Genomic DNA, 18,997 nt, shown 5'->3' with positions numbered 1-18,997 from the left:
TCCGGCGCCAGGCTCTCCTGGCCGATGGTGCGATGTGCCATGCCGCCCGCTCCCCGCGTCGCGCAGCACAGAGAATCAGTGAGCACGCCGCGCCGCAAGGCTTCCGCGCACAGGTCTCAGAACTCGTTGGCGGCCTTCACGACGATGAAGGCCGGGCTGGTGATCAGGTCATGCGCTTTGAGCAGGCGGTAGACCGAGGCCTCGGAGACGAAATAGCGCGCTTGGTCGGTGAAGCGCACGGCGAGTTCGCGCGGCGAGCTGGATCCACCGGCAACTCGCCTTATCCCATGCCCTCTGCGGCGACCAGACGGCGGCACGCGCCTCGGTGGAGGCGCTGCGGCGCGCGCATCCGCATGTGGGCATGACCACGCTGCTCGGCGCCTTCCATCACTGCCCGAAGCCCGTCCGCCTGATGGAGGCGCTCCGGGCCAACGGCCTGCCCGACTGAGAGCGCAAAGCGCCCTCAGCGTCCATGGCCGTTTGATCGAGAACAAGATTCCAAAGTGGCAAAGTTGATACCAAATGAACCTGTGCCTCGAGATTCACCCAGAAGGAGTGACTCGCATGCAGGGCGTGGTTTGGGACCTCACTCTCCTCCTCTGCGGCACCATCGCCGCCGTTTTCCTGTATGTCCGGGGTGCCTCGCGAACGCGAGCGGAGCAGGCGGAGGTGCAGCCACGCGCCTACCGCATCCGCCTCGCTCTGCTGCTCGTCCTCGTCCTCGTTGGACTGCCGGTCTCGGTGGTGACGCTGGCCGGCATGCCGCGCAACGAGAGCGGCGCTGGCGGCGAGATCGTCACCGTCACCGGCGGCCAGTGGTACTGGAACCTCGATCGGGAGCAGGTGCCCGCCGGCGTGCCGGTCGAGTTCCGCGTCACCAGCGTGGACGTGAACCACGGGATCGGCCTCTACGACCCCGAACTGCGTCTGCTCGGCCAGACGCAGGCGATGCCCGGCTACGTCAACCACCTGCGTCACACCTTCCATCAGCCCGGGACCTACCGGCTGCTCTGCCTCGAATATTGCGGCTTGGCCCACCACGGCATGGTCGCCGAACTCACCGTCGTCGCACGTTGAAGGGGAGGAAACGCCATGCCTGCGGATGCCCCCGGCCGGGAAGGCCCCACGCCCTTCGCGCGGCGGATCCTCGCCGCCTACATCGCCGTCACCGCGCTCGTACTGGTCCTGATGATGGTGCTCGGCGTGCTCATGCGCCTCGCCCAGTCGGAATGGCTCGCGCTCGATCCGGCCTTGTTCTACCAGTCCATGACGATCCACGGTGTCGGCATGGTCGGCATTGCCGCGGTCGGCGGCGCAGCGGTGATGTGGTATTTCCTGAGCCACCACGTCAGGCTTGATGCCCGCATCCTGCTCGCCAACCTCGTGCTCTTCCTCGCGGGCACGGTCGCGATCCTGGCCGCGGCCTTCCTCGGCGGTTTCGCCGGGGCCTGGACATTCCTGTTCCCGCTGCCCGCAAGCTCGGGCGGCGCCTGGGAAAGCGGTGCGGCGGCGACCTTCCTGCTCGGCCTGCTCGGCATCGGCGTCGGATTCCTGCTGCTGTTCCTCGACGTAGCGCGGGCGCTGATCCGCGATCGCGGCGGGCTCGCACGCGCGCTTGGCTGGCCGCAGCTCTTTGCCGGCAGCATCGAACCGGCCCCGCCACCCACCGTCGTCGCCAGTGCGATGGTGACGATCGTCAACATCCCGGCGCTGGTGGCCGGCGCGGCGATCATCGTCATCAGCCTCGTGAACCTGATCGTTCCGGAATTCGGCGTGGATGCGCTGTTCGCCAAGAACATGACGTATTTCTTCGGCCACACCTTCGTGAACGCGACGATGTACATGACCGTCATCGCGGTCTACGAGATCCTGCCACGGCATACGGGCCGGCCCTGGAAGGTGAACCGCGTCTTCCTCGCCGCCTGGACCGCGTCCACCGCGATGGTGCTGCTGGTCTACCCGCACCACCTCATGATGGACTTCGTGATGCCCGCCTGGGCGCTCGCGATCGGCCAGGTGGTCTCCTATCTCAATGGCTTTCCGGTGCTGCTGGTCACCGGCCTCGGCACGCTCGCCATCGTCCACCGTTCGGGCATCCGCTGGAGCGCGACGACCACGCTGATGTTCATCGGCATGTTCGGCTGGATGGCGGGCGTGATCCCCGCGATCCTGGATGCGACGATCGTTGTCAACCGGGTCATGCACAACACCATGTGGGTACCGGGCCATTTCCACTTCTACATGCTGCTGGGCCTTGTGCCGATGCTGGTGGCCTTCATGTACCACTTCACCGGCCTCGAACGCGGCGCGCCGGAGGGCGGCGCGGCGCCCGACCGCTGGGCCATCGGCGTCTTTCTCTTCGCGGGGCTCGGCTTCGTCGTGACGTTCCTCCAGTCCGGGCGCGACGGTGTGCCCCGGCGCTGGGCGCAGCACCTGCCCGAATGGCTGCTGCAGGACCGGATCGCGGCGGCACTCTCGCTCCTCGTGCTCGCAGCCGGGGCGGTGATGCTGCTGCGCGTGCTGCGCGGCGCGCTGCGCGGGGGGGCCGCGTGGTCCGCCGAGGCGTAATCGCGCTGCCCTTCGCCCTCGGCGCCGGGGGCGGCGCCCTTGGCCTGGGCACGGAGGGCTTCCGCATCTTCACCTCGGAGGGCGTGCGCCGCGCCGCGGTCGTACGTGCACCGCGCGACCTGCCGGATGTGCCGCTCGAGGACCAGGACGGGCGGCGCTTCCGCCTTGCCGAGCTCCGCGGCCGCGTGGTGCTGATGGAATTCATCTACACCCGCTGCGCCACCCTATGCCTAGCGCTCGGCAGTACCTTCCAGCAGCTGCGCGAGCGCATTGCGCGCGCCCATCCCGGTGCCGGCGTGCAGTTGCTGACCGTCAGCTTCGACCCCGCTTATGACGACCCGCTGCGGCTCGCGGAATTCGCCGAACGGCACGGTGGGGCTGGCCCCGACTGGTGCTTCGCCCGCCCGCTCGACGACAGGGCGCTCGCCGCGCTGCTCGCCGTCTGCGGCATCGTGGTCCGGCCCGACCGCTACGGCGGCTTCGACCACAATGCCGCGATCCACCTGATCGACCGCGCGGGGCGGCTGGCACGCGTGCTCGGTCCCGCCGCGATCGACCAGGCGATGATCGAGCTCGGCCGTCACCTGGCCTGAGGCCGGAGGCCCCGCGATGCCCCCGGCGGCGCTGCCGCTTCGCCCCGCGGCGCAGCCGGCCGCGCTGCTCGTGCCGGTCGTGCTGTTCGCCGCCGCCGCGTTGCCGCCGCTGGCGCCGCTGTTGCAGGCGAGCCTGCCGCTGCATGTCCTCGTACAGTTCCCGCTCCTCGTCGCGGCCGGCTTCGGCGCGGGCCGCACGGCTGCCCGGCGCCGCGGCCCTTGCGATGTGGCCGAGGCCATCGCCGCCTTGCTGCTCGCGATCGGCTGCCTGGCCTTCTGGATGCTGCCGCGCTGGCTCGATGCCGCCGTGCTCGACGCCCGCGTCGATGCTCTGAAGGCCGCCTCCCTCGCACTGCTCTGCGGCCTGCCCGGGGGCTGGTGTTGGGGGGTGCTCCCGGCCGTCGCGCGGGGCGTCCTCTGGGCGAATGGGGTCTCGATGGCCGTCGTGATGGGCTGGCTCTACCTGAACGCCCCGGAGCGGCTCTGCACCACCTATCTGCTGGACGAGCAGGCGGTGCTCGGGGAAGGCATGCTGATCCTCGGCGCCGGTCTGGCCTTGTGGGGCATCGTCGCAGCGCTGCGCGGGCCTCAGCCGGGTTCGTCGTGATGGCTGCCGAGCCGGCCATGCAGCCGCGCGTCGTGGGTGCGGAAATGCTCAGCAAACCAAGATTCGAGCCTCGCCGCCAGCCGTTCCGGACCCTCGGGCGCGCCGCCGTCCATGATGTCGCGCAGGTCGTCGAGCAGCCGCTCGTGGTCGGCCTTGTGCCCCGCTATCGCATCGTAGCCGTGCCGGCGCATGAAGCTTTCCTCGAGCGCGAAATGCGCTGAGATGCCGCGCAGCAGGTCGCCGAAGGCGACCTCCAGCAAGTCTGCCGCCTCGCTCGCCGCGATGCGTTCCTGCAGCGCGGCCACCAGCGCGATCAGTTCCCGGTGCTCATGATCCACCGCCGGGTTGCCGACGCTGTATTCGTCCCGCCAGGGGATGCGCGGCATGGCTGGTTCCTCCCTCCGCTCCCTCAGCGCAGTACGAAGCCGCCCGCTGCCGGGCGGAAGTCGATCGCCACGCTCTGCCCGGCGCGCAGCGCGATGCTGTGCTCGGCCACATTGTCGAAGCCGTCGGTGCGCGTGCCCTCGCGCAGACGCAGCGCGACGACATGCGTGCCTTCCGGCAGCGCGAGGCGGCGGTAGAGGCGCGACGGTCCATCCCCGGCGATGCCGCCGGGCGTCGCCGTCTCCCGAAGCACCGGCCGGCCGTCGATGTCCATTTCGATATGCACCGCCGGTCTCCGACGCTCGCAGACGCGGATCTGCCGCATGTTCGGTGGCAACCGGGCGAGTTCGGCCGCGGTCAGGTCGCGGCAGCCGCTGCTGCGGTCCGCCGCGTGGCTGATGCTCAGCTTTATGACGCCGCTGCCCTCGGGGATCGGCCGGTGCAGCGGCCAGGCGGAGAACAGCGCAACGAGCGCCATCAGCGCGACGCTGGCGGCGAACCCGGCCGCCAGGCGCGCGGCAGTCATTCGCCCGCCGCCGCTTGAGTCGGGCGCGCCCCCCGGCGCAGGAGTCGCCACCGACGCTGCCACGGACAGCCGCGCGCGAAACGCCTCGATCTCCCGCTCCAGCCGCGCCCGCTCGGTCGGGCCCGCCCAGATGGTAAGCAGCCGGTCGCGCGGCACGCGCGCGCGCAGATAGGGGTCGCGTTCATGCGCGAAGCGCGCGCGCGTCCAGGCGATGCCGAGGCGGTGCTGGCATTCCCGCTCGGCGCAGCCCGCCATCACGACGCCATCGGCATGTCCACGGCTGAGGATGAAGTCGATCATCGACGGTGGCGCCATGGCGACGCATGGCATCATGACGCGACCGGCCGCCGGCGCCGCGGCCGCACCATGACCACAGGCGAGCACCATCACGCGCGGCCTGGGCTGCGGCTCGATCCCGGCCGTAAGGACGTGCTCGCGCAGGGTGTGCAGCGGTAACGATGGCAGGTCGATACCGGTGACAAGATCGCGGCTGCGCCGGAAGGGGGTGGAGGACGGGCAAGCCCCCATGCAGATGCCACAGGCGACGCAGCGGTCCGCTCGCACCGCCGCCTCGAGCGGGAAACGCGCGCCGTCGGTGCGCGGCACGAGGTCGATCGCGGCGTAGGGGCAGTCCTCCACGCAGCGGCCGCAGCCGTTGCAGTGATCGAGGAAGACCTGCGCCGCCGGTGCTTCGCGGCGCGGCGGCATCAAGGGCAGGCCGATCATGACGAGAGTAAGGAGCGCAACCCCGGCCCAGACGGCCCCCGCCGGCACCGCATCGATCACCGGGTAGAGCGGCAGGATCAGCCAGTCGATGCCGACGCGCTGCGGCATGGTCGCGAGATCCGCCGGCGCCTGCGAGACGGCGGGCAGGGCGAAGGAAACCACCACCAGCGCTGCAAGCGTCACGCCCATCAGTGGCCGCGGCGGCGCGGTGCGCGCCGCGGCGATGCGCTGCACGTGGATCCAAATCATGAGCAGCAGCAGCAGTGGTATCGCGATGTGCAGGAACACCATCAGCGTGAAGAACCGCGACGAAAGATCGGCGGGGGCAAGGAAGTTGCGCGCGATCGGTTCGCCGAAGATGCCGAGCCAGTCGAGCAGTTCGGTCGAGACGATCGCGACGTGCTGCGCGAGCGAATCCCACACTAGCCAATAGCCGGTGATGCCCGAGATGTAGACGAACCAGATGACCGGCACGCCGGTCACCCAGGAGAACCAGCGCCGGCCCCGATAGCGGTCGCGCGCGAATTCCCGCACCAGGTGCACCAGCATCACCAGCACCATCAGGTCCGAGGCGTAGCGATGCAGGCTGCGCGCGAGCCCGGCGTGGAACCAGTGATCCTCGGTCAGCCAAGCGACCGAGGCATAGGCATCGGTCACACCGGTGTCGAAGAAGATGAAGAGATAGATGCCCGAGCCCGCCACCACCCAGAACATCAGCCAGCCGAGCGGCCCGAGATGGGCGAGCGGGTTGCAGGCCGGGCCGAAGACGGTATCGAACGCGCGCTCCGCACGGTCGAAGCCACGCCGCAGGGCGTCGCGCATCCGGGCCTATCCCTCCGCCCCACCCGCTGCCGCTGCCGCTGCGCGCGGGCGCCGGTTCGTCCACCACAGCCGGATCACCAGCCCGATCGTCAGCAGCAGCGAGGCGCCGCCGATCGCGATACCGAAGAAGATACCGTAGTCGAAGCGGTAGGCGCCCATGGACGGGCTGTAGACGGTGCAGAGGAAGCGGATGCGTGCCCACAGATCCTGCGGCGCGAGCGAGCGGGGCGCGAGGCCGAAAACCAGCTCCTTCAGCGGCTCGACGAACACTGGAAGGGGGAAGTCCTCGCCATAGACATGGCGATAGACCCGCCCTCCGGCGTCGAGGATGGTGGTCTGGGTGACATGCTCGAAGCCGCCCGCGGCGGCGCGGTAGCTGAAGCCGAGTTTGGCGAGCAGCCGCGCCGTCGTGTCCGGATCCGCGCTGGCCAGGCGCCAGCCGGAGATGTCGAGCTCATGCGCATCGGCGAAGGCGGTGAGCGCGGCCGGCGTGTCGCGCCGCGCGTCGAAACCGAAGGTCAGCACCTCGAAGCTCGTAGACCCGAGCACGCGGCGCGCCTCCGTCACCGCCTCGCGCAGCCGGTCGGTCGCGGTCGGGCAGACCGAGGCGCAGCGCGTGAAGACCAGGCTGATCACGAGCGGCCGCCCTCGTAGTGCCGCAAGGTCGAGGGGCCGCCCTGCGTGGTCGCGCAGGCGGTGCGCGCCGACCTCGCGCCCGATCGCTTCCTCGCTGACGGCGAGCGCGGCCGCGGCATCAAGCGGCGCCGGCGCCGCGCCCAGCGGCCCGGCCACCAGACAGAGCAGTAGGATCGCGAGGCGTTTCATCGCAGCACAGCGTCGAGCACGACACCGCCGGCGAGCAGCGCGAATTGCAGGAGGGAGGCACGGAAGGTCGCGATTGCCCTGGCCGGCGAGGGTTCACGCCAGAGCTGCACCGCCCGCCAGGCGAAATACACCCCGCCCGTGCCGGCGAGTACGCCATAGGCCAGCCCGAGGCCGTGCCAGAGCGGCACCATCGACAACAGCGCGAGCGCCACCGTATGCGCCAGGATCACGGGCGCCCAGATGCGCGGAGGAACCAGCACCGGCAGCATCGGGATGCCGGCATGGCGATAATCCTCCCCGCGCGCCGCCGCCAGCGCCCAGAAATGCGGCGGCGTCCAAAGGAAGAGCACGACGGCGAGGATGGCCGGTGCCCAGCCGATGCCGGGCGACACGGCCGCCGCCCCGGCCAGAACCGCGAAGCTGCCGGCCGCGCCGCCGATCACGATGTTCCACGCCGTGCGTCGCTTCAGCCAGATCGTGTAGACCACGCCGTAGGTCAGCGCGCCGAGGAAGACGAGCAGCGTCGCCACCCCGCCGCCCGAGACATAGGCGAGCAGGAGCGAAGCCGCGAGCAGCCCGAGGAAGGTGGCCGGCCAGACGGGACCAGGGCGCAGCGTGCCATCGGCGAAGGGCCGGCGGCGCGTCCGCCGCATCAGCCGGTCCGTGTCTCGTTCATGGTAATGGTTGAAGCCGCCGGCCGCCGCCGAGGCCCCCAGCACGGCGAGCGTGAAGGCGAAGGCCCGGCCCGCCGGCACCGTCGGCCCTGCCGCCAGCATCCCCGCGAGGGCGCCGAAGGCCACCGCCGCGCCGATGCGGAGCTTGAGAAGAACGACCGCAGTGCCGATCGCGCCCTGCATGGCGATGCTCCCGCCCTCAGCGGAACAGCCAGAGCTCCGAGAGGTACTTCCAGTTGACGAAGTAGTAGAGCACGAAGGCCGAGAAGAAGAGGCCGACCAGGATGATCGTGCCTGGCAGTTTCACGGTGGCGTGGCTGCCGTAGGTCGAGGCCGCCTCGGCCGCCTGCTGGTGCAGTGGGAAGGTGAGCGGCCGCGTCTGCGCGCCGCCGAGCTTCGGACCGACGAGGATGGAGGCAACCACGTTCACCACGAACATGATCCCGCCGATCGCGGCGATCACCGCGAAGATGCCGTTCAGCCCGAGCATGAGAAAGGCACCGGGCGCGTGCTCGAAGGCGTGCGGCGCGTCGGTGAAGGTAGTGTCCCAATGACGGCGCGCGACGCCGAGCGTGCCCGCGCCCATCATGAACATTGAGATGCCGCCCGCGCCAATGCCGAACAGCACCGGCTGCCAGGTTGCCATGCGGGGCCAGAGGATATCGCGCTGGAAGATGAGCGGCACGACCAGGTACGTCATTGCCATGAAGGCGAGCGTGGTGCCTGCCACTACCGTGCCGTGGAAATGGCCGGGCACATAGAGCGTGTTGTGCATCAGCACGTTGAGCTGCTCGGTACCGAGCACCACGCCCGAGATGCCGCCGATGAAGCCGAACATCACCAGCGAGAGGAACATCCCCGAGAAGGCTGGGTTGCACCAGGGCGCCTTGCGCAGCCATTCGAAGGCGCCGCGGGTGAAGCCGTTGCGCCGCTGCGCCGCCTCGATCGCGCCGGGCACCGTCAGCCCGTGGATCATCGAGCCCATGACCGCGAGGTACATCATGTAGCTCGTGTTCACGATCTTCCACTGCGAGCTCAGGCCCGGCTCGGCCAGCAGGTGGTGCGCAGACGCGAGTTGCAGGAACAGGATGTACATCAGGAAGGCCATGCGGCTGACCTTCTCGGACAGCGGCCGCGCGCCCAGCACCATGGCGCCGATCGCGTACCAGATCGCTACATGCGCCGAGACGTTGATCTGTTGCGACGAATGCCCCATCCCCCACCAGACCAGCTTGTACATCAGGCTGTCGATGTTGGAGACGAAGCCGAGCGACCAGAGCAGCGTCGGGATCAGGATGATCGCACCCGAGGCGATGGTGAAGACCGCGATGATCGCCGCCGTCAGCGCGCCGAAGGTGACCAGCGGGATCGACCCGTCATAGGTCTTCTCCTGCCGCGCCACCATGAGCGTGCCGAAGAACACCGCCACCCCCACCAGCGCACCGACCGCGAAGAGAATGAGCGAGAGATAGAACCAGGGTGAGGCCATCATCGGCGGGTAGGAGGTGAACATCACCGAGGAGTTGCCCTCGAGCACCGCGTAGTTGGCCATCAGGGCGCCGGCCACCATCAGCACGAAGCCGAGCCAGGCCATGCGCGGCGCGGCCAGCCGCGCGCCGAGCAGCACGGCCGAGGCGAAGTACAGCACTGCGATCTCGAAGAAAATGATCCAGAATAGCAGCACGTTCGCGCCATGCGCGGTCAGCACCAGGTAGAACCATTCGGCGCCCAGGAGATGCACCGCCTGCCAGCGTGTCAGCGCCACCAGCAGGCCGAACAACCCGCCGATCGCGAGGAAGACGACGGCGGCGACCGCGTTGACCTTGATCAGCGCCTCGGCCTGCGCCTCGATGCGCAGGCCGGTGAAGCGGCACGTGCGATATTTGGCCACGCGGGCGGGGGCTTCTCCCGCGACGCCGATGGCGCCCGCATCGATTGCCGTCATGTCGCCGCCTCCCGCGCGCGTGGCGCTATTCGGTGACGCGGATCCGCCCCGTCATCCGGTGGTGGCCGATGCCGCAGAATTCATTGCAGATGATTCCGAACTGGCCGGTCTCGGTCGGCGTGAGCGTGATGACGTGCTCGTAGCCGGGATGGACCGAGATGTTGATGTTCGTCGGCTGCAGCGAGAAGCCATGCTGCCAGTCCACCGAGGAGAGATGGATACGGTAGCTCTGCCCGCGCTTCAGCTCGAGGATCGGCCACCATTCCCACAGCCGCGCCAGTATGTAGACATCCTCGCCGGCCGGCGGGCGGACCACCGGCGTGCCGTTCTCCTCACCGACCTTAAAGCGCTCCGCGAATGCCTCGACCCGCGCTTGGTAGGCGTGCGGCTGCACCCGGTAGGTTTCGGTCGATAGGTTCTGCTGGCCGATGAAGTGCCACGCGATCATGAAGAAGAACATGAACAGGCCCCAAAGGACCGTGACCGCGATCCAGCCGATCTCGACCCCGTGGACTGGCTCGTTCCACCAGATGCGCTTCGGCGGAGGCGATATGGCCATGGCACGACCTCCCCTGTCGGTGCCGCATCAGTCGGCGAGCGGCACCGAGATGATCTCCATCACACCCCAGATCAGGTAGAGCACCGTTGGCAGCGTCACGCCGAGGAAGAGCAGCAGGAACGGGCTGTCGAGAACCTGCTGCATCACCGGTATCGGGCCGGGTGCCGCTTCGGGCGTGCTCGAGGCTGTATCGCCGTCGTTCGCCATTCCTCGCCTCCCACCGTCCCCGCCATGAAACGTGGCGCGGGAAAAAGGGGAACTTTGCCTACTTGAAATAAGCATGACGGTCTTCACGACGCGCCCGTTTGATCTATCGCAAATCACGACCTCAATCTGATCAGGTGGCCGCTCCTGCCGCCGCACGCCACGTGGGCAGAGGCGAGCGCCGTTAGCGCGACCGCGTCGGATGCGGCGTTGCTCGGCGTGCCGCCCTGGCCGAAAGATCAATAGGGACGATGCCGTCAGGCGCCCGCGAAGCGGGTCACGCGATGCTTGAGTTGGCAGTCGCGCAGGTCCATCCTGAGTTTGTCACCAAGTCTGCGGGTGCCCCATGCCTCGCTTCCCGCATTCGGCCCTTGCGCGGGCTGTCCTCACGCTGCTGCTGATTGCCGCGCTTCACGAACCTGCCCTCGCACAGCAGCGCCGTGTCGCTCTCGTTGTCGGCAATGGCGACTACCGGCATGCGCCGGCGCTGCCCAATGCGAGCAACGACGCCGACGCGGTGGCGAACGCGCTGCGCGACCTCGGGTTCACAGTCACGCTTGAACGCAACCAGCCGATCGAGGGGATGCGCGCGGCCCTGCGTCATTTCAGCGACGCCGCGCGCGGCGCCGAGGTCGCCCTCTTCTTCTTCGCCGGGCATGGGCTCCAGATGGCCCAGCGCGACCGGGCCGAGAACTTTCTGGTCCCGGTCGATGCCCGCCTGGCCGATGCGCGCGACCTAGAGGATGAGACGATCGGCCTCTCGCGCGTGCTGCAACTGATGGACGGCGCGCACGCGCGGCTGGTCATCCTCGATGCCTGCCGTGACAACCCGATTCTGGCCCGGATTGCGCAGACCAGCGCGACGCGGAGCATTCGTCGCGGCCTTGCGCCGATCGAGACCGCCGAGGCCCAGGGGACGCTGATCGCTTTCTCAACTGCGCCAGGCGCGGTGGCCGCGGATGGCAGCGGGGGCAACAGCCCCTTCACCCTGGCGCTGCTGCGGCACCTGCCCACGCCGGGGCTCGAGATCCGCGGCGCGCTGACGCGCGTGCGGGCGGAGGTGGCGCGGGAGACGGGGAACAGTCAGGTGCCGTGGAGCAATGACGGCCTGTTGAGCGAACTGTATCTGGCGGGCCGGGCACCGCCGACGGCCGCAGCATCGTCGCAGGTGCTCACGCCCTCGGCGGCCGCGATCGAGCTGGCGTTCTGGCAAAGCATCGGAGCCAGCAGGGATCCGGCGGATTTCGAGGAGTACCTCCGGCGCTACCCGGATGGAAACTTCTCGGGTCTCGCACGGAACCGGATCGCGTTGCTTGGCCCGCCGGCGCCCGCCGCCATACCCATGGGACCACCAGCCGCCCCCATGCCTTCCGCAACGCGCGCGCCGGCCCCGCCGCAGCGGGCGGCCGTCGCGCCGCCAGCGCCCGTCGCCGCACCCGCTGCCGCGGCGGGGGTGGCGCCCGCTCCTCCCGTGCCTGCTGCAACGCGCCCTTCCGCGCCAGCACCACCAGCATCGCAGGCGCGCCCAGGGGAGCGTTTCCGCGACTGCCCCGAATGCCCCGAGATGGTCGTGATACCGCCGGGACGCTTCGTCATGGGCAGCCCTGCCTCGGAGCGCTGGCGGGAAGCCGATGAGGGGCCGCAGCGCGAGGTGACGCTGGTGCGCCCGGTGGCGCTCGGGCTAGGTCCGGTCACGGTAGGGCAATTCGTCGCCTTCGCGCAGGCCACAGGGCGCCGAATGACGGCGGCCTGCCGACGATGGAACATGGCGGACGACAGTTTCGTGCCGACGCCCGCGCTGGGCTGGACGAATCCCGGTTTCCCCCAGGGGCAGGACCATCCAGTGGTCTGTGTCTCCTGGCATGATGCGCAGGCCTATGCGCGATGGCTGTCGGAGCGCACAGGGCGGCGCTACCGGCTCCCGACCGAGGCAGAGTGGGAATACGCCGCACGCGCCGGAACGCGGACCGCCTGGTGGTGGGGCGACGACGAGGCCGCGCAGTGCCGCCATGCCAATGGCATCGACCAGCACGTGCTGCGGACCGTGGGTTCGCCCGGCCGCTACGTCTTCGCGCCCTGCAGCGACGGCTTCATGCACACCAGCCCGGTCGGGCGTTTCGCGGCGAACGGCTTCGGGCTTCACGACATGGTGGGCAATGCTTGGCAGTGGGTGCAGGACTGCCATCACCCGAGTTACGAGGGCGCGCCTGCGACGGCTTCGGAGGCTGTGGAGAACCGGGACTGCGCGCTGCGCGTGCTGCGCGGCGGCGCCTGGACCAACGCACCCCGCTTCCTCCGCTCCGCAGACCGGCTAAGGAACGATCCCGCGCTGCGCTTCACCTTCGTCGGCTTCCGCGTGGCCACGGCGGCACCGTGAACGCGCCGGTAAGCGCCGGCACACCTACGGAGTCGCCACCTCGATCCATAGCGGCAGGTGGGTGAAGCCGCTGCCGGGATAGTCTGCGCGCACCGCCGCGCGGCCCGGCAACGCCGCGATTCGTCGCGTCCGTCCCAGCAGGGTCCCGATGATCAGCCGCAACTCGAGCCGCGCGAGCGGCGCGCCGGGGCAGACATGGATGCCCGCGCCGTAGAGCAGGTTGCGCGCCGCGTTGCCGGCCGGGTCGTAAGCGTCCGGCTCGCCGAAGACGGCCTCGTCCCGGTTGGCCGAGGCCCAGATCAGCGTCACGCGCTGCCCGGCCGGGATGCGCCGGCCGCCGACGGTGATCGGGCGCGTGGTGACGCGGCGGTTGGCGATCAGCGGGGCGTGGATGCGCAGGATCTCGTCGATCGCCGCGGGCAGGTCGGCCGGCGACGCGCGCAGCGCATCCTGCAGGACGGGCCGTTCGGCAAGGTAGTCGAGGACGATGCCGACCGAGGCGGTGATGGTGCCGACTTCCCCGACCGTCCAGTTGCGGATGATGCTGACGATCTCGGGGTCGGTCAGGGGGCGACCGTCCGCACGCTCCTGCATCAGGCGCATGGTGACGTCGCGGGGCGCGCGTGCGCCGGCCTGGCGCCGTTCGTCGAGCAGGGCGCGGATCTGGCCGTCGAACTCGAGCGCGACCTCGGCCATCTGCGCCGGGTCGCGCGCCAGCGTTGCCTGCGCGTTGCGGCGCGTCCAGGCGCGCAGGGGTTCGTGCAGGGCGTCCGGCCAGCCCATGAAGGCGCATTGCACGCGCAGCGCGAAATCCTCGGCCACGGCCGGGATTGCGTCGATCTCCCCGCGGTCCGGCAACCACGCGGCGATCGCCTCGGCGATGTCGCGGCAGGCCGGCTCGAAGGCGGCCATCATCTCAGGCGCGAAATAGGGCTCGATGATGCGGCGGAAGGCGGAGTGCTCGGGTGGGTCCATCCCGTTCGGCACCGTCAGGTGCGTGAAGGCGGCGTTGCTGAAGATCTCGCGGTCGAGCAGCGCGCGCATCACGTCCTCGTGGCGCAGCAGCGACCAGTGCAGGTAGTCGCTGCGAGCCACCGGGCAGCGCCGGCGCAGCGCGTCATAGGCGGCGATCTGGTCCGCGAGCGCGTCGGGCGCGCGCGGGTCCCAGTCCGGCGCCTCGGCATCCGCCTCCGGCGGGGTGGTGGTCTCGCTCATGGCGTCATCCTCGTTCCGTCACGCGGCTGCGCCGCGCGGCCCATCGAGCCGCGGGGCCCAGTCCTCGATCGCTCCGGTCGCGAGCCGGCGCGCAAAGAGGTCGCGCGCGCGTTCGGCGAGTTCCGGCAGCGCCGCGGCCTCGGCCAGCGCGGCCGGGTCCAGCATGTCGTGGAACAGCAGCCCGACCAGGCGGGTGAGCGGCCAGCCGGGATGCGGTCGGCGTTCGAGCCGCGGCCGCGCGTCGGCCGCGACCTCGCCGGGCTCCAGGACGCGGCAGTACCAGCCGGTGCGCCCGGTCTGCTGAACGCGCCGCGCCATGCCGGGCACGCCGAAGCGATCGTCGAGCTTCCAGCATGGCTGGCGCGCCTGGCTCACTTCCAGCAGCGCGCTGCCGAATCGCCAGGCATCGCCGATGCAGACCGTCGCCTCGTCGAGGCCCGTCACCGCCAGGTTCTCCCCGAAGGCGCCGGGCGCGGTGAGCACCGCCAACGCCGCCCGATACCCGGCGAGTTCGGCCAGCCAGGCACGGTAATGGCCGAGCGCATAGACATGCACTGCCTTCTCCGGTCCGCCATGGTGCCGTGGATCGCCTTGCTCGTCGCCCTCGAGGCCGAGCCGACCGACCGCGAGCCTGCCTTCGCGCGGCTGCTTGGCGACGGCGCTGCGCGCGCTCGGCCATGCATGGGGCACCGCCCGGCCTGTCAGGACGGCGGCGACGCGCGCCTCGCCCTCGGTCATGCCGCCTCCACCGGCGCCACGCCCGCCTTGCCGTGCAGGAAGCCGTTGGAGAACGGGGCGAAGGGATACAGCGCGGCGAGCGCCTCCCGCCGCGCCGCGGCTTCCATCCGGCCATCCCCCACGTCGCGGAAGACCCACGCCACGGCCACCATTTCGCAATGCTGCGGCGACAGGCGCAGTGATGCCACCCCCATCTCGCGCAACGCCGGGAGGTCGCCGACCAGGCTGGCGCATCGGTGCGAGACCGCCTGCAGCCCATTCACCGCGAGGAAGGGCTCCTGGTTGAGCGTCTCCACCTCCATGCCGTCGGGGTCCTGGTCGCAGACGGAGCGGCAATTGTCCTCGTGCAGACGGTGCACGCGCGCGTGGGGGTGGTGACGCGGCGGTTGCCGTGACAACGGCTCCGACGAAGTATCTCCAAAGGGAGGAGGCGCGCCGTCCAGCGACACGCCGCCCCCGCCTTTGCCCCCGGCATATCCATGACAGCCGGCCTCACTGGCTCTAGATCGGCTCACCGTCGTTCCCACCACCGCCCTCAATTCCCCCCTGCGTGCGGCGTCTGAGGCGATCACGCCGCTGGCCGATCAGGGTCAGCTCGGCCACGGCGGCATGCCTATCACCGTAGTATGACTCCCGATCAGGACGGTCCAGGTCAGCGCACCAACCAGCAGCCGTGCCGCTCCCGGCTGGAATCGTGCGCGCGGCTGCAGCGCCTCCCAGCGTGCCGCCCCCCAGGCCGCCCGCCGGCGCGCATCGAGCGCACGCATCCCGAGCAGGCTGATCGCTGCGAAGGGGCCGAACAGCAGCACATGCGCCAAGTCCCCGTTCGGCACGATATGCGCCCCCGATCACAGCGGGAGGGCGAGCAGCACCGGATGGCGCGTCAGCGCCAGCACGCCCGGGCGCGCTGGGTCGTAGCGGTCATTGCCCACCCCTGCGATCGAGAAGGGGTTCGGCACCTCGACGCCGAGTGCAGCGAGTACGCAGGCCGCGACCATCGCCGCGTTCACCACCCATGCCTGCCACCAGGCCCAGCCCCAGACCGGGACGAAGGGTGCGCGCCCGGCCGCGCCGATCATCCAGGCCAGGATCAGTACCGAAAGCGCGCTGTAGGCGGCCAGGAAGACGCGCTCGCCCAGCGCGGCCACGATCGGCCCGCGCAGCGCCGGGCGCGCCGGCAGCATGTGGCTGGCTAGGAACACGGCCCAGGCGGCGGCGTAGCCCAGGTGCAGCACCCACAGCAGCGGCTCATGCAGCGTCCGCAGCCCGTGCCAGCGCGACAGGCGCAGCGCGATGCAGGTCGCCGCCACCGCCGCGACCAGCCCCGTCGCGACGGCTCCAGGGGCGACAAGATCCACCGCGGCCACGCCGACCAGGGCCAGGATCGCCGCGCGATCCACGCCGGGCAGCGGCGCGAGCTCCACCGGACGACCCGCCTTGCGCAACGCATTCACCGTGAAGGCCGGCACGATATGACCAGCGCCCATCAAGTGATCCAGGCGGAATTTTAGTGGGCCATCGCAGCCGCGCCTGCTCCTGAGCTGATCTGCGACCTGGCCATTGGCACCGTCTCTGGGGCAGGCGGGCGGTACCCCAGCGACGAGTGCGGCCGTACCCGGTTGTAGTGCCGGCGCCATTCCTCGATCAGCACCTGCGCCTCCCGCAGCGTGTTGAACACCTCGCCGTTCAGCAGTTCATCGCGCAGCTTGCCGTTGAAGCTCTCCACGTAGCCGTTCTCCCAGGGGCTCGCCTTCTCGATGTAGGCCGCCCGTGCACCCACACCGGCGATCCAAGCCTTCACCGCCTCGGCAATGAACTCCGGCCCCTGGTCCGAGCGGATATGTGCGGGCGTCCCGTGCGTGAGGAACAGGTCGGCCAGCACCTCGATCACGTCCGACGAACTCAGCCTCCGCGCGACGCGGATCGCCAGCGCCTCGCGCGTGAACTCGTCCACCACGCACAGCATCCGGAACTTCCGCCCATCCCGGGTCCGATCCTCGACGAAGTCGTAGGCCCAGACGTGGTTCGCCCGTTCAGGCCGCAGCCGAATGCAGGACCCGTCCGCCAGCCACAGCCTGCCGCGCTTCGGCTGTCGCTGCGGCACTTTCAGCCCCTCCCGACGCCAGATCCGCTCCACACGCTTGCGGTTCACCGCCCAGCCCGCAGCCCTCAGCAAGGCGGTGATACGGCGATAGCCGTATCGCCCGTACCGCTTCGCCAATTCGATGACGTCGGCCGTCAGACGGGCCTCATCGTCCGCCCCGCGCGGCACCTTCCGCTGCGTCGAGCGGTGCTGCCCCAGCACCGCGCAGGCCCTGCGCTCGGAGATCCCGATCTCGCGCACCACATGCTCGACGCAGGCCCGCCGCCGCGCGGGGCTCACCATTTTCCCGACGCGGCTTCCTTCAGGATCACCTTCTCGAGCGTCAGGTCCGACACTGCCTTGCGCAGCCGCGCGTTCTCGCGCTCCAACTCCTTCAGCCGCTTCACCTGGTCCAGCTTCAGGCCGCTAAACTCCGTCCTCCAGCGATAATACGTCGGCTCCGTCACGCCGATCGCTCGCACCCCCTCAGCCACCGTCCTGCCCTGGACCACCAGGACTTCCACCTGGCGCAGCTTCGCCACGATCTCCTCAGGCGTATGCGCCTTCTTCCGCCCCATCCCCATCACCCCTTCGTTGCCGCCGGACTACATCACCGGCGGACTACTTCTAGGGGGGCAGGTCAGTGGGGCGATGCCGCATTTGCAATCCCGGGCTGAGATAGATGGCCAGCGGTACCGAAGGCAGCGGTCAGCCCAATGACTTTGGCGGCGTCCAACACACTGCGCCGCGACGTCGGCAAATTTGGGTCCCCGGCGGCATGACTGGCGCGAGAGACGCTGACCACGGATTTGTCCCTCGCTTCATCGGCGATTGGCAGTTTTAAAAGTGCATCATGGGGCATCTGAGATCACCTGTTTTGCCACGATATGGTACGGAGACTCCCAAAAGACACTCCGGTACTGCTACGATCTCTGGATAGTGACCGGATTTATTTGATTTACTTCCAAATTTAATCTGTGCGTCTGCTTTGTCGCTCGGCGAATTTGCCGCGTCTTCAGGGTGGTCCAGCACGCTCTGAAGCGTCGGATGCAGTGGGGGGAGCTCTGCCGAGCGCCCCATCATGGCACGTTGAGGAGCGTCGCCAGTTCCGTTCGACGCTTCACGAGGTCGGCCAAGCTGTAGCGGTCGAGCACGGCCAGAAACGCCTCGCGCGCTTCATGCAGCGCGCCAGACAGGCCACAGGCGGGAAGAATGGCGCAGTGGGCACGGACAGGTTCGAAACACGGCACAAGCGCCATGTCAGGCTCTGTGGTGCGAACAACCTCGTGCAGGCGAATGTCCGCGGCGGGCCTGGCGAGACGCAGCCCACCCCCCCTACCGCGCAAGGTTTCCACGAAACCAGCCAACCCAAGCTGATGGGTGACTTTGTTCAGGTGGTTCTTGGCAATGCCGTAGGCGTCGGCAACCTCAGAGATTGTGGCGAGTTTCCCGTCCATCACGGCCAGATACATCAGCATCCGCAGCGAGTAGTCCGAGTAGACGGTCAGGCGCACGGTCGCTCACCTCCTTGAGATCTTGCATAAACATATACCCTGCATCTTGCTTTTCGGCCACGCCTATAAGATATATCCGACATAAATGTTATGGCGCCCCGGCGTCGGAAGGCGAACGATGATGGGCCACTATGCGCTGCGGATATTCCTGCTTCCCGGCAACCTCGCCTGCGATGCGATCGGGGTGGTCGAGGGTGACGACCGGGCCATGGTGCGCACGCTGGTGAATATGCTGGTCTGGAATTTGGTCGCTGTCCTCGTCGTCGTCGCGGTGTACTGACTGATGCGGTGTGGTGTCGCATTCGATCGACGCGGACGGTCTGGTGACTGAGGGCGGCATTCGGCGTCTGTTGAACCTCTTCTACGGCCGCGTACGCCAAGATGCGCTGCTTGGTCCGATATTCGCCCGCGCGGTCGGCACCACCGAGGCGGAGTGGGAACCGCATCTCGCTCGTCTTGCGGACTTCTGGTCTTCGGTGATGAGACGAAGCGGCCGATATCACGGCGACCCCTTCACAGCTGGAGTTGCCCCCATCAAACCGGACATGCGGCTTGGGTTGCTGACTGCGCAGCGATGAACTCACGCGGCGAACGCATGCGCAAGCCGCTGTGAGGATGGATGGTGTTGTAGTCCTCG

At 69.1% G+C, this 18,997-nt stretch carries 18 protein-coding genes and 2 pseudogenes; 7 read left to right on the top strand and 13 right to left on the bottom strand.

The genetic code is table 11. The annotated features are described in order from the left end of the window. Positions 1–119 precede the first annotated feature (119 nt). Positions 120–257 (bottom strand): annotated as a pseudogene (locus E8M80_RS25025) (IS3 family transposase); the annotation flags it as partial. Between the two features lie 68 nt (positions 258–325). On the opposite strand from E8M80_RS25025, the gene E8M80_RS26900 reads away from it, so the two are divergent. The 5 genes from E8M80_RS26900 to E8M80_RS25005 all read left to right on the top strand — a co-directional run bounded on the left by E8M80_RS26900 (position 326) and on the right by E8M80_RS25005 (position 3,768). Further along, positions 326–448 (top strand): hypothetical protein, encoded by a 123-nt coding sequence (locus E8M80_RS26900; RefSeq protein ID WP_255467555.1) that lies wholly within the window; start codon positions 326–328, stop codon positions 446–448. A 116-nt stretch (positions 449–564) separates the two neighbouring features. Next, positions 565–1,077 (top strand): cytochrome C oxidase subunit II, encoded by a 513-nt coding sequence (locus tag E8M80_RS25020; RefSeq protein ID WP_137128455.1) that lies wholly within the window; start codon positions 565–567, stop codon positions 1,075–1,077. A 15-nt stretch (positions 1,078–1,092) separates the two neighbouring features. After that, entirely contained in the window at positions 1,093–2,568 is a 1,476-nt protein-coding gene (locus E8M80_RS25015; protein ID WP_137128454.1) for a cbb3-type cytochrome c oxidase subunit I, read from the top strand. Beyond that, positions 2,550–3,161 (top strand): SCO family protein, encoded by a 612-nt coding sequence (locus E8M80_RS25010; RefSeq protein ID WP_137128453.1) that lies wholly within the window; start codon positions 2,550–2,552, stop codon positions 3,159–3,161. The genes E8M80_RS25015 and E8M80_RS25010 overlap by 19 nt, the downstream gene beginning before the upstream one ends. 16 nt (positions 3,162–3,177) lie before the next feature. Beyond that, positions 3,178–3,768 (top strand): hypothetical protein, encoded by a 591-nt coding sequence (locus tag E8M80_RS25005; RefSeq protein ID WP_137128452.1) that lies wholly within the window; start codon positions 3,178–3,180, stop codon positions 3,766–3,768. On the opposite strand, the gene E8M80_RS25000 is transcribed toward E8M80_RS25005, so the two are convergent. Genes E8M80_RS25000 through E8M80_RS24975 form a run of 6 tightly spaced genes read right to left on the bottom strand, consistent with a single transcriptional unit; the run spans position 3,750 to position 10,229 of the window. After that, entirely contained in the window at positions 3,750–4,154 is a 405-nt protein-coding gene (locus E8M80_RS25000) for a bacteriohemerythrin (protein WP_137128451.1), read from the bottom strand. The genes E8M80_RS25005 and E8M80_RS25000 overlap by 19 nt on opposite strands. 23 nt (positions 4,155–4,177) lie before the next feature. Next, positions 4,178–6,226 (bottom strand): cytochrome b N-terminal domain-containing protein, encoded by a 2,049-nt coding sequence (locus tag E8M80_RS24995; protein WP_137128450.1) that lies wholly within the window; start codon positions 6,224–6,226, stop codon positions 4,178–4,180. Positions 6,227–6,232: 6 nt separating this feature from the next. Beyond that, positions 6,233–7,051, bottom strand: a complete 819-nt coding sequence (locus tag E8M80_RS24990) for an SCO family protein (RefSeq protein WP_137128449.1) — start codon at positions 7,049–7,051, stop codon at positions 6,233–6,235. After that, complete coding sequence (gene cyoE, locus E8M80_RS24985) at positions 7,048–7,908, bottom strand: heme o synthase (RefSeq protein ID WP_137128448.1); 861 nt, start codon at positions 7,906–7,908, stop codon at positions 7,048–7,050. The genes E8M80_RS24990 and cyoE overlap by 4 nt, the downstream gene beginning before the upstream one ends. Before the next feature lie 16 nt (positions 7,909–7,924). Beyond that, complete coding sequence (locus E8M80_RS24980) at positions 7,925–9,670, bottom strand: cbb3-type cytochrome c oxidase subunit I (protein WP_137128447.1); 1,746 nt, start codon at positions 9,668–9,670, stop codon at positions 7,925–7,927. 25 nt (positions 9,671–9,695) lie between these two features. Next, the gene (locus E8M80_RS24975; RefSeq protein ID WP_137128446.1) at positions 9,696–10,229 is read right to left on the bottom strand and encodes a cytochrome C oxidase subunit II; all 534 of its coding nucleotides are present in this window, start codon (positions 10,227–10,229) and stop codon (positions 9,696–9,698) included. A gap of 550 nt (positions 10,230–10,779) precedes the next feature. Here E8M80_RS24975 and E8M80_RS24965 point away from each other — a divergent pair. Beyond that, the gene (locus tag E8M80_RS24965; protein ID WP_137128444.1) at positions 10,780–12,810 is read left to right on the top strand and encodes an SUMF1/EgtB/PvdO family nonheme iron enzyme; all 2,031 of its coding nucleotides are present in this window, start codon (positions 10,780–10,782) and stop codon (positions 12,808–12,810) included. Positions 12,811–12,834: 24 nt separating this feature from the next. Here the strand turns inward: E8M80_RS24965 and E8M80_RS24960 are convergent, their stop codons facing one another. The 6 genes and pseudogenes from E8M80_RS24960 to E8M80_RS24930 form a co-directional block, all read right to left on the bottom strand. After that, positions 12,835–14,025: a cytochrome P450 gene (locus E8M80_RS24960; RefSeq protein WP_137128443.1), complete on the bottom strand. Its 1,191-nt coding sequence runs from the start codon at positions 14,023–14,025 to the stop codon at positions 12,835–12,837. Between the two features lie 18 nt (positions 14,026–14,043). Next, a complete protein-coding gene (locus E8M80_RS24955) occupies positions 14,044–14,763 on the bottom strand; it encodes an MOSC domain-containing protein (RefSeq protein ID WP_137128442.1) in 720 nt (239 codons plus the stop codon). Then, the gene (locus tag E8M80_RS24950; RefSeq protein ID WP_137128441.1) at positions 14,760–15,122 is read right to left on the bottom strand and encodes a hypothetical protein; all 363 of its coding nucleotides are present in this window, start codon (positions 15,120–15,122) and stop codon (positions 14,760–14,762) included. The genes E8M80_RS24955 and E8M80_RS24950 overlap by 4 nt, the downstream gene beginning before the upstream one ends. A gap of 231 nt (positions 15,123–15,353) precedes the next feature. Further along, positions 15,354–16,250, bottom strand: a pseudogene (locus E8M80_RS24940) (NnrU family protein). Positions 16,251–16,270: 20 nt separating this feature from the next. Then, a protein-coding gene (locus E8M80_RS24935) for an IS3 family transposase (RefSeq protein WP_137128438.1) occupies positions 16,271–17,424 on the bottom strand; the annotation gives its coding sequence in 2 pieces (ribosomal slippage) (positions 16,271–17,157 and positions 17,157–17,424; 1,155 coding nt in all). A gap of 501 nt (positions 17,425–17,925) precedes the next feature. Then, complete coding sequence (locus tag E8M80_RS24930) at positions 17,926–18,360, bottom strand: Rrf2 family transcriptional regulator (protein ID WP_137128437.1); 435 nt, start codon at positions 18,358–18,360, stop codon at positions 17,926–17,928. Between the two features lie 118 nt (positions 18,361–18,478). Between E8M80_RS24930 and E8M80_RS26205 the strand changes: the two genes are divergently transcribed. Beyond that, entirely contained in the window at positions 18,479–18,640 is a 162-nt protein-coding gene (locus E8M80_RS26205) for a hypothetical protein (protein ID WP_170979631.1), read from the top strand. Positions 18,641–18,997: the final 357 nt, after the last annotated feature.

The sequence above is a fragment of the Roseomonas sp. HF4 genome (assembly GCF_005222755.1).
Lineage (GTDB): Bacteria > Pseudomonadota > Alphaproteobacteria > Acetobacterales > Acetobacteraceae > Neoroseomonas.
Note: the sequence above shows the minus strand (reverse complement) of the source record. Positions and strands in the feature narration are given on the sequence as shown.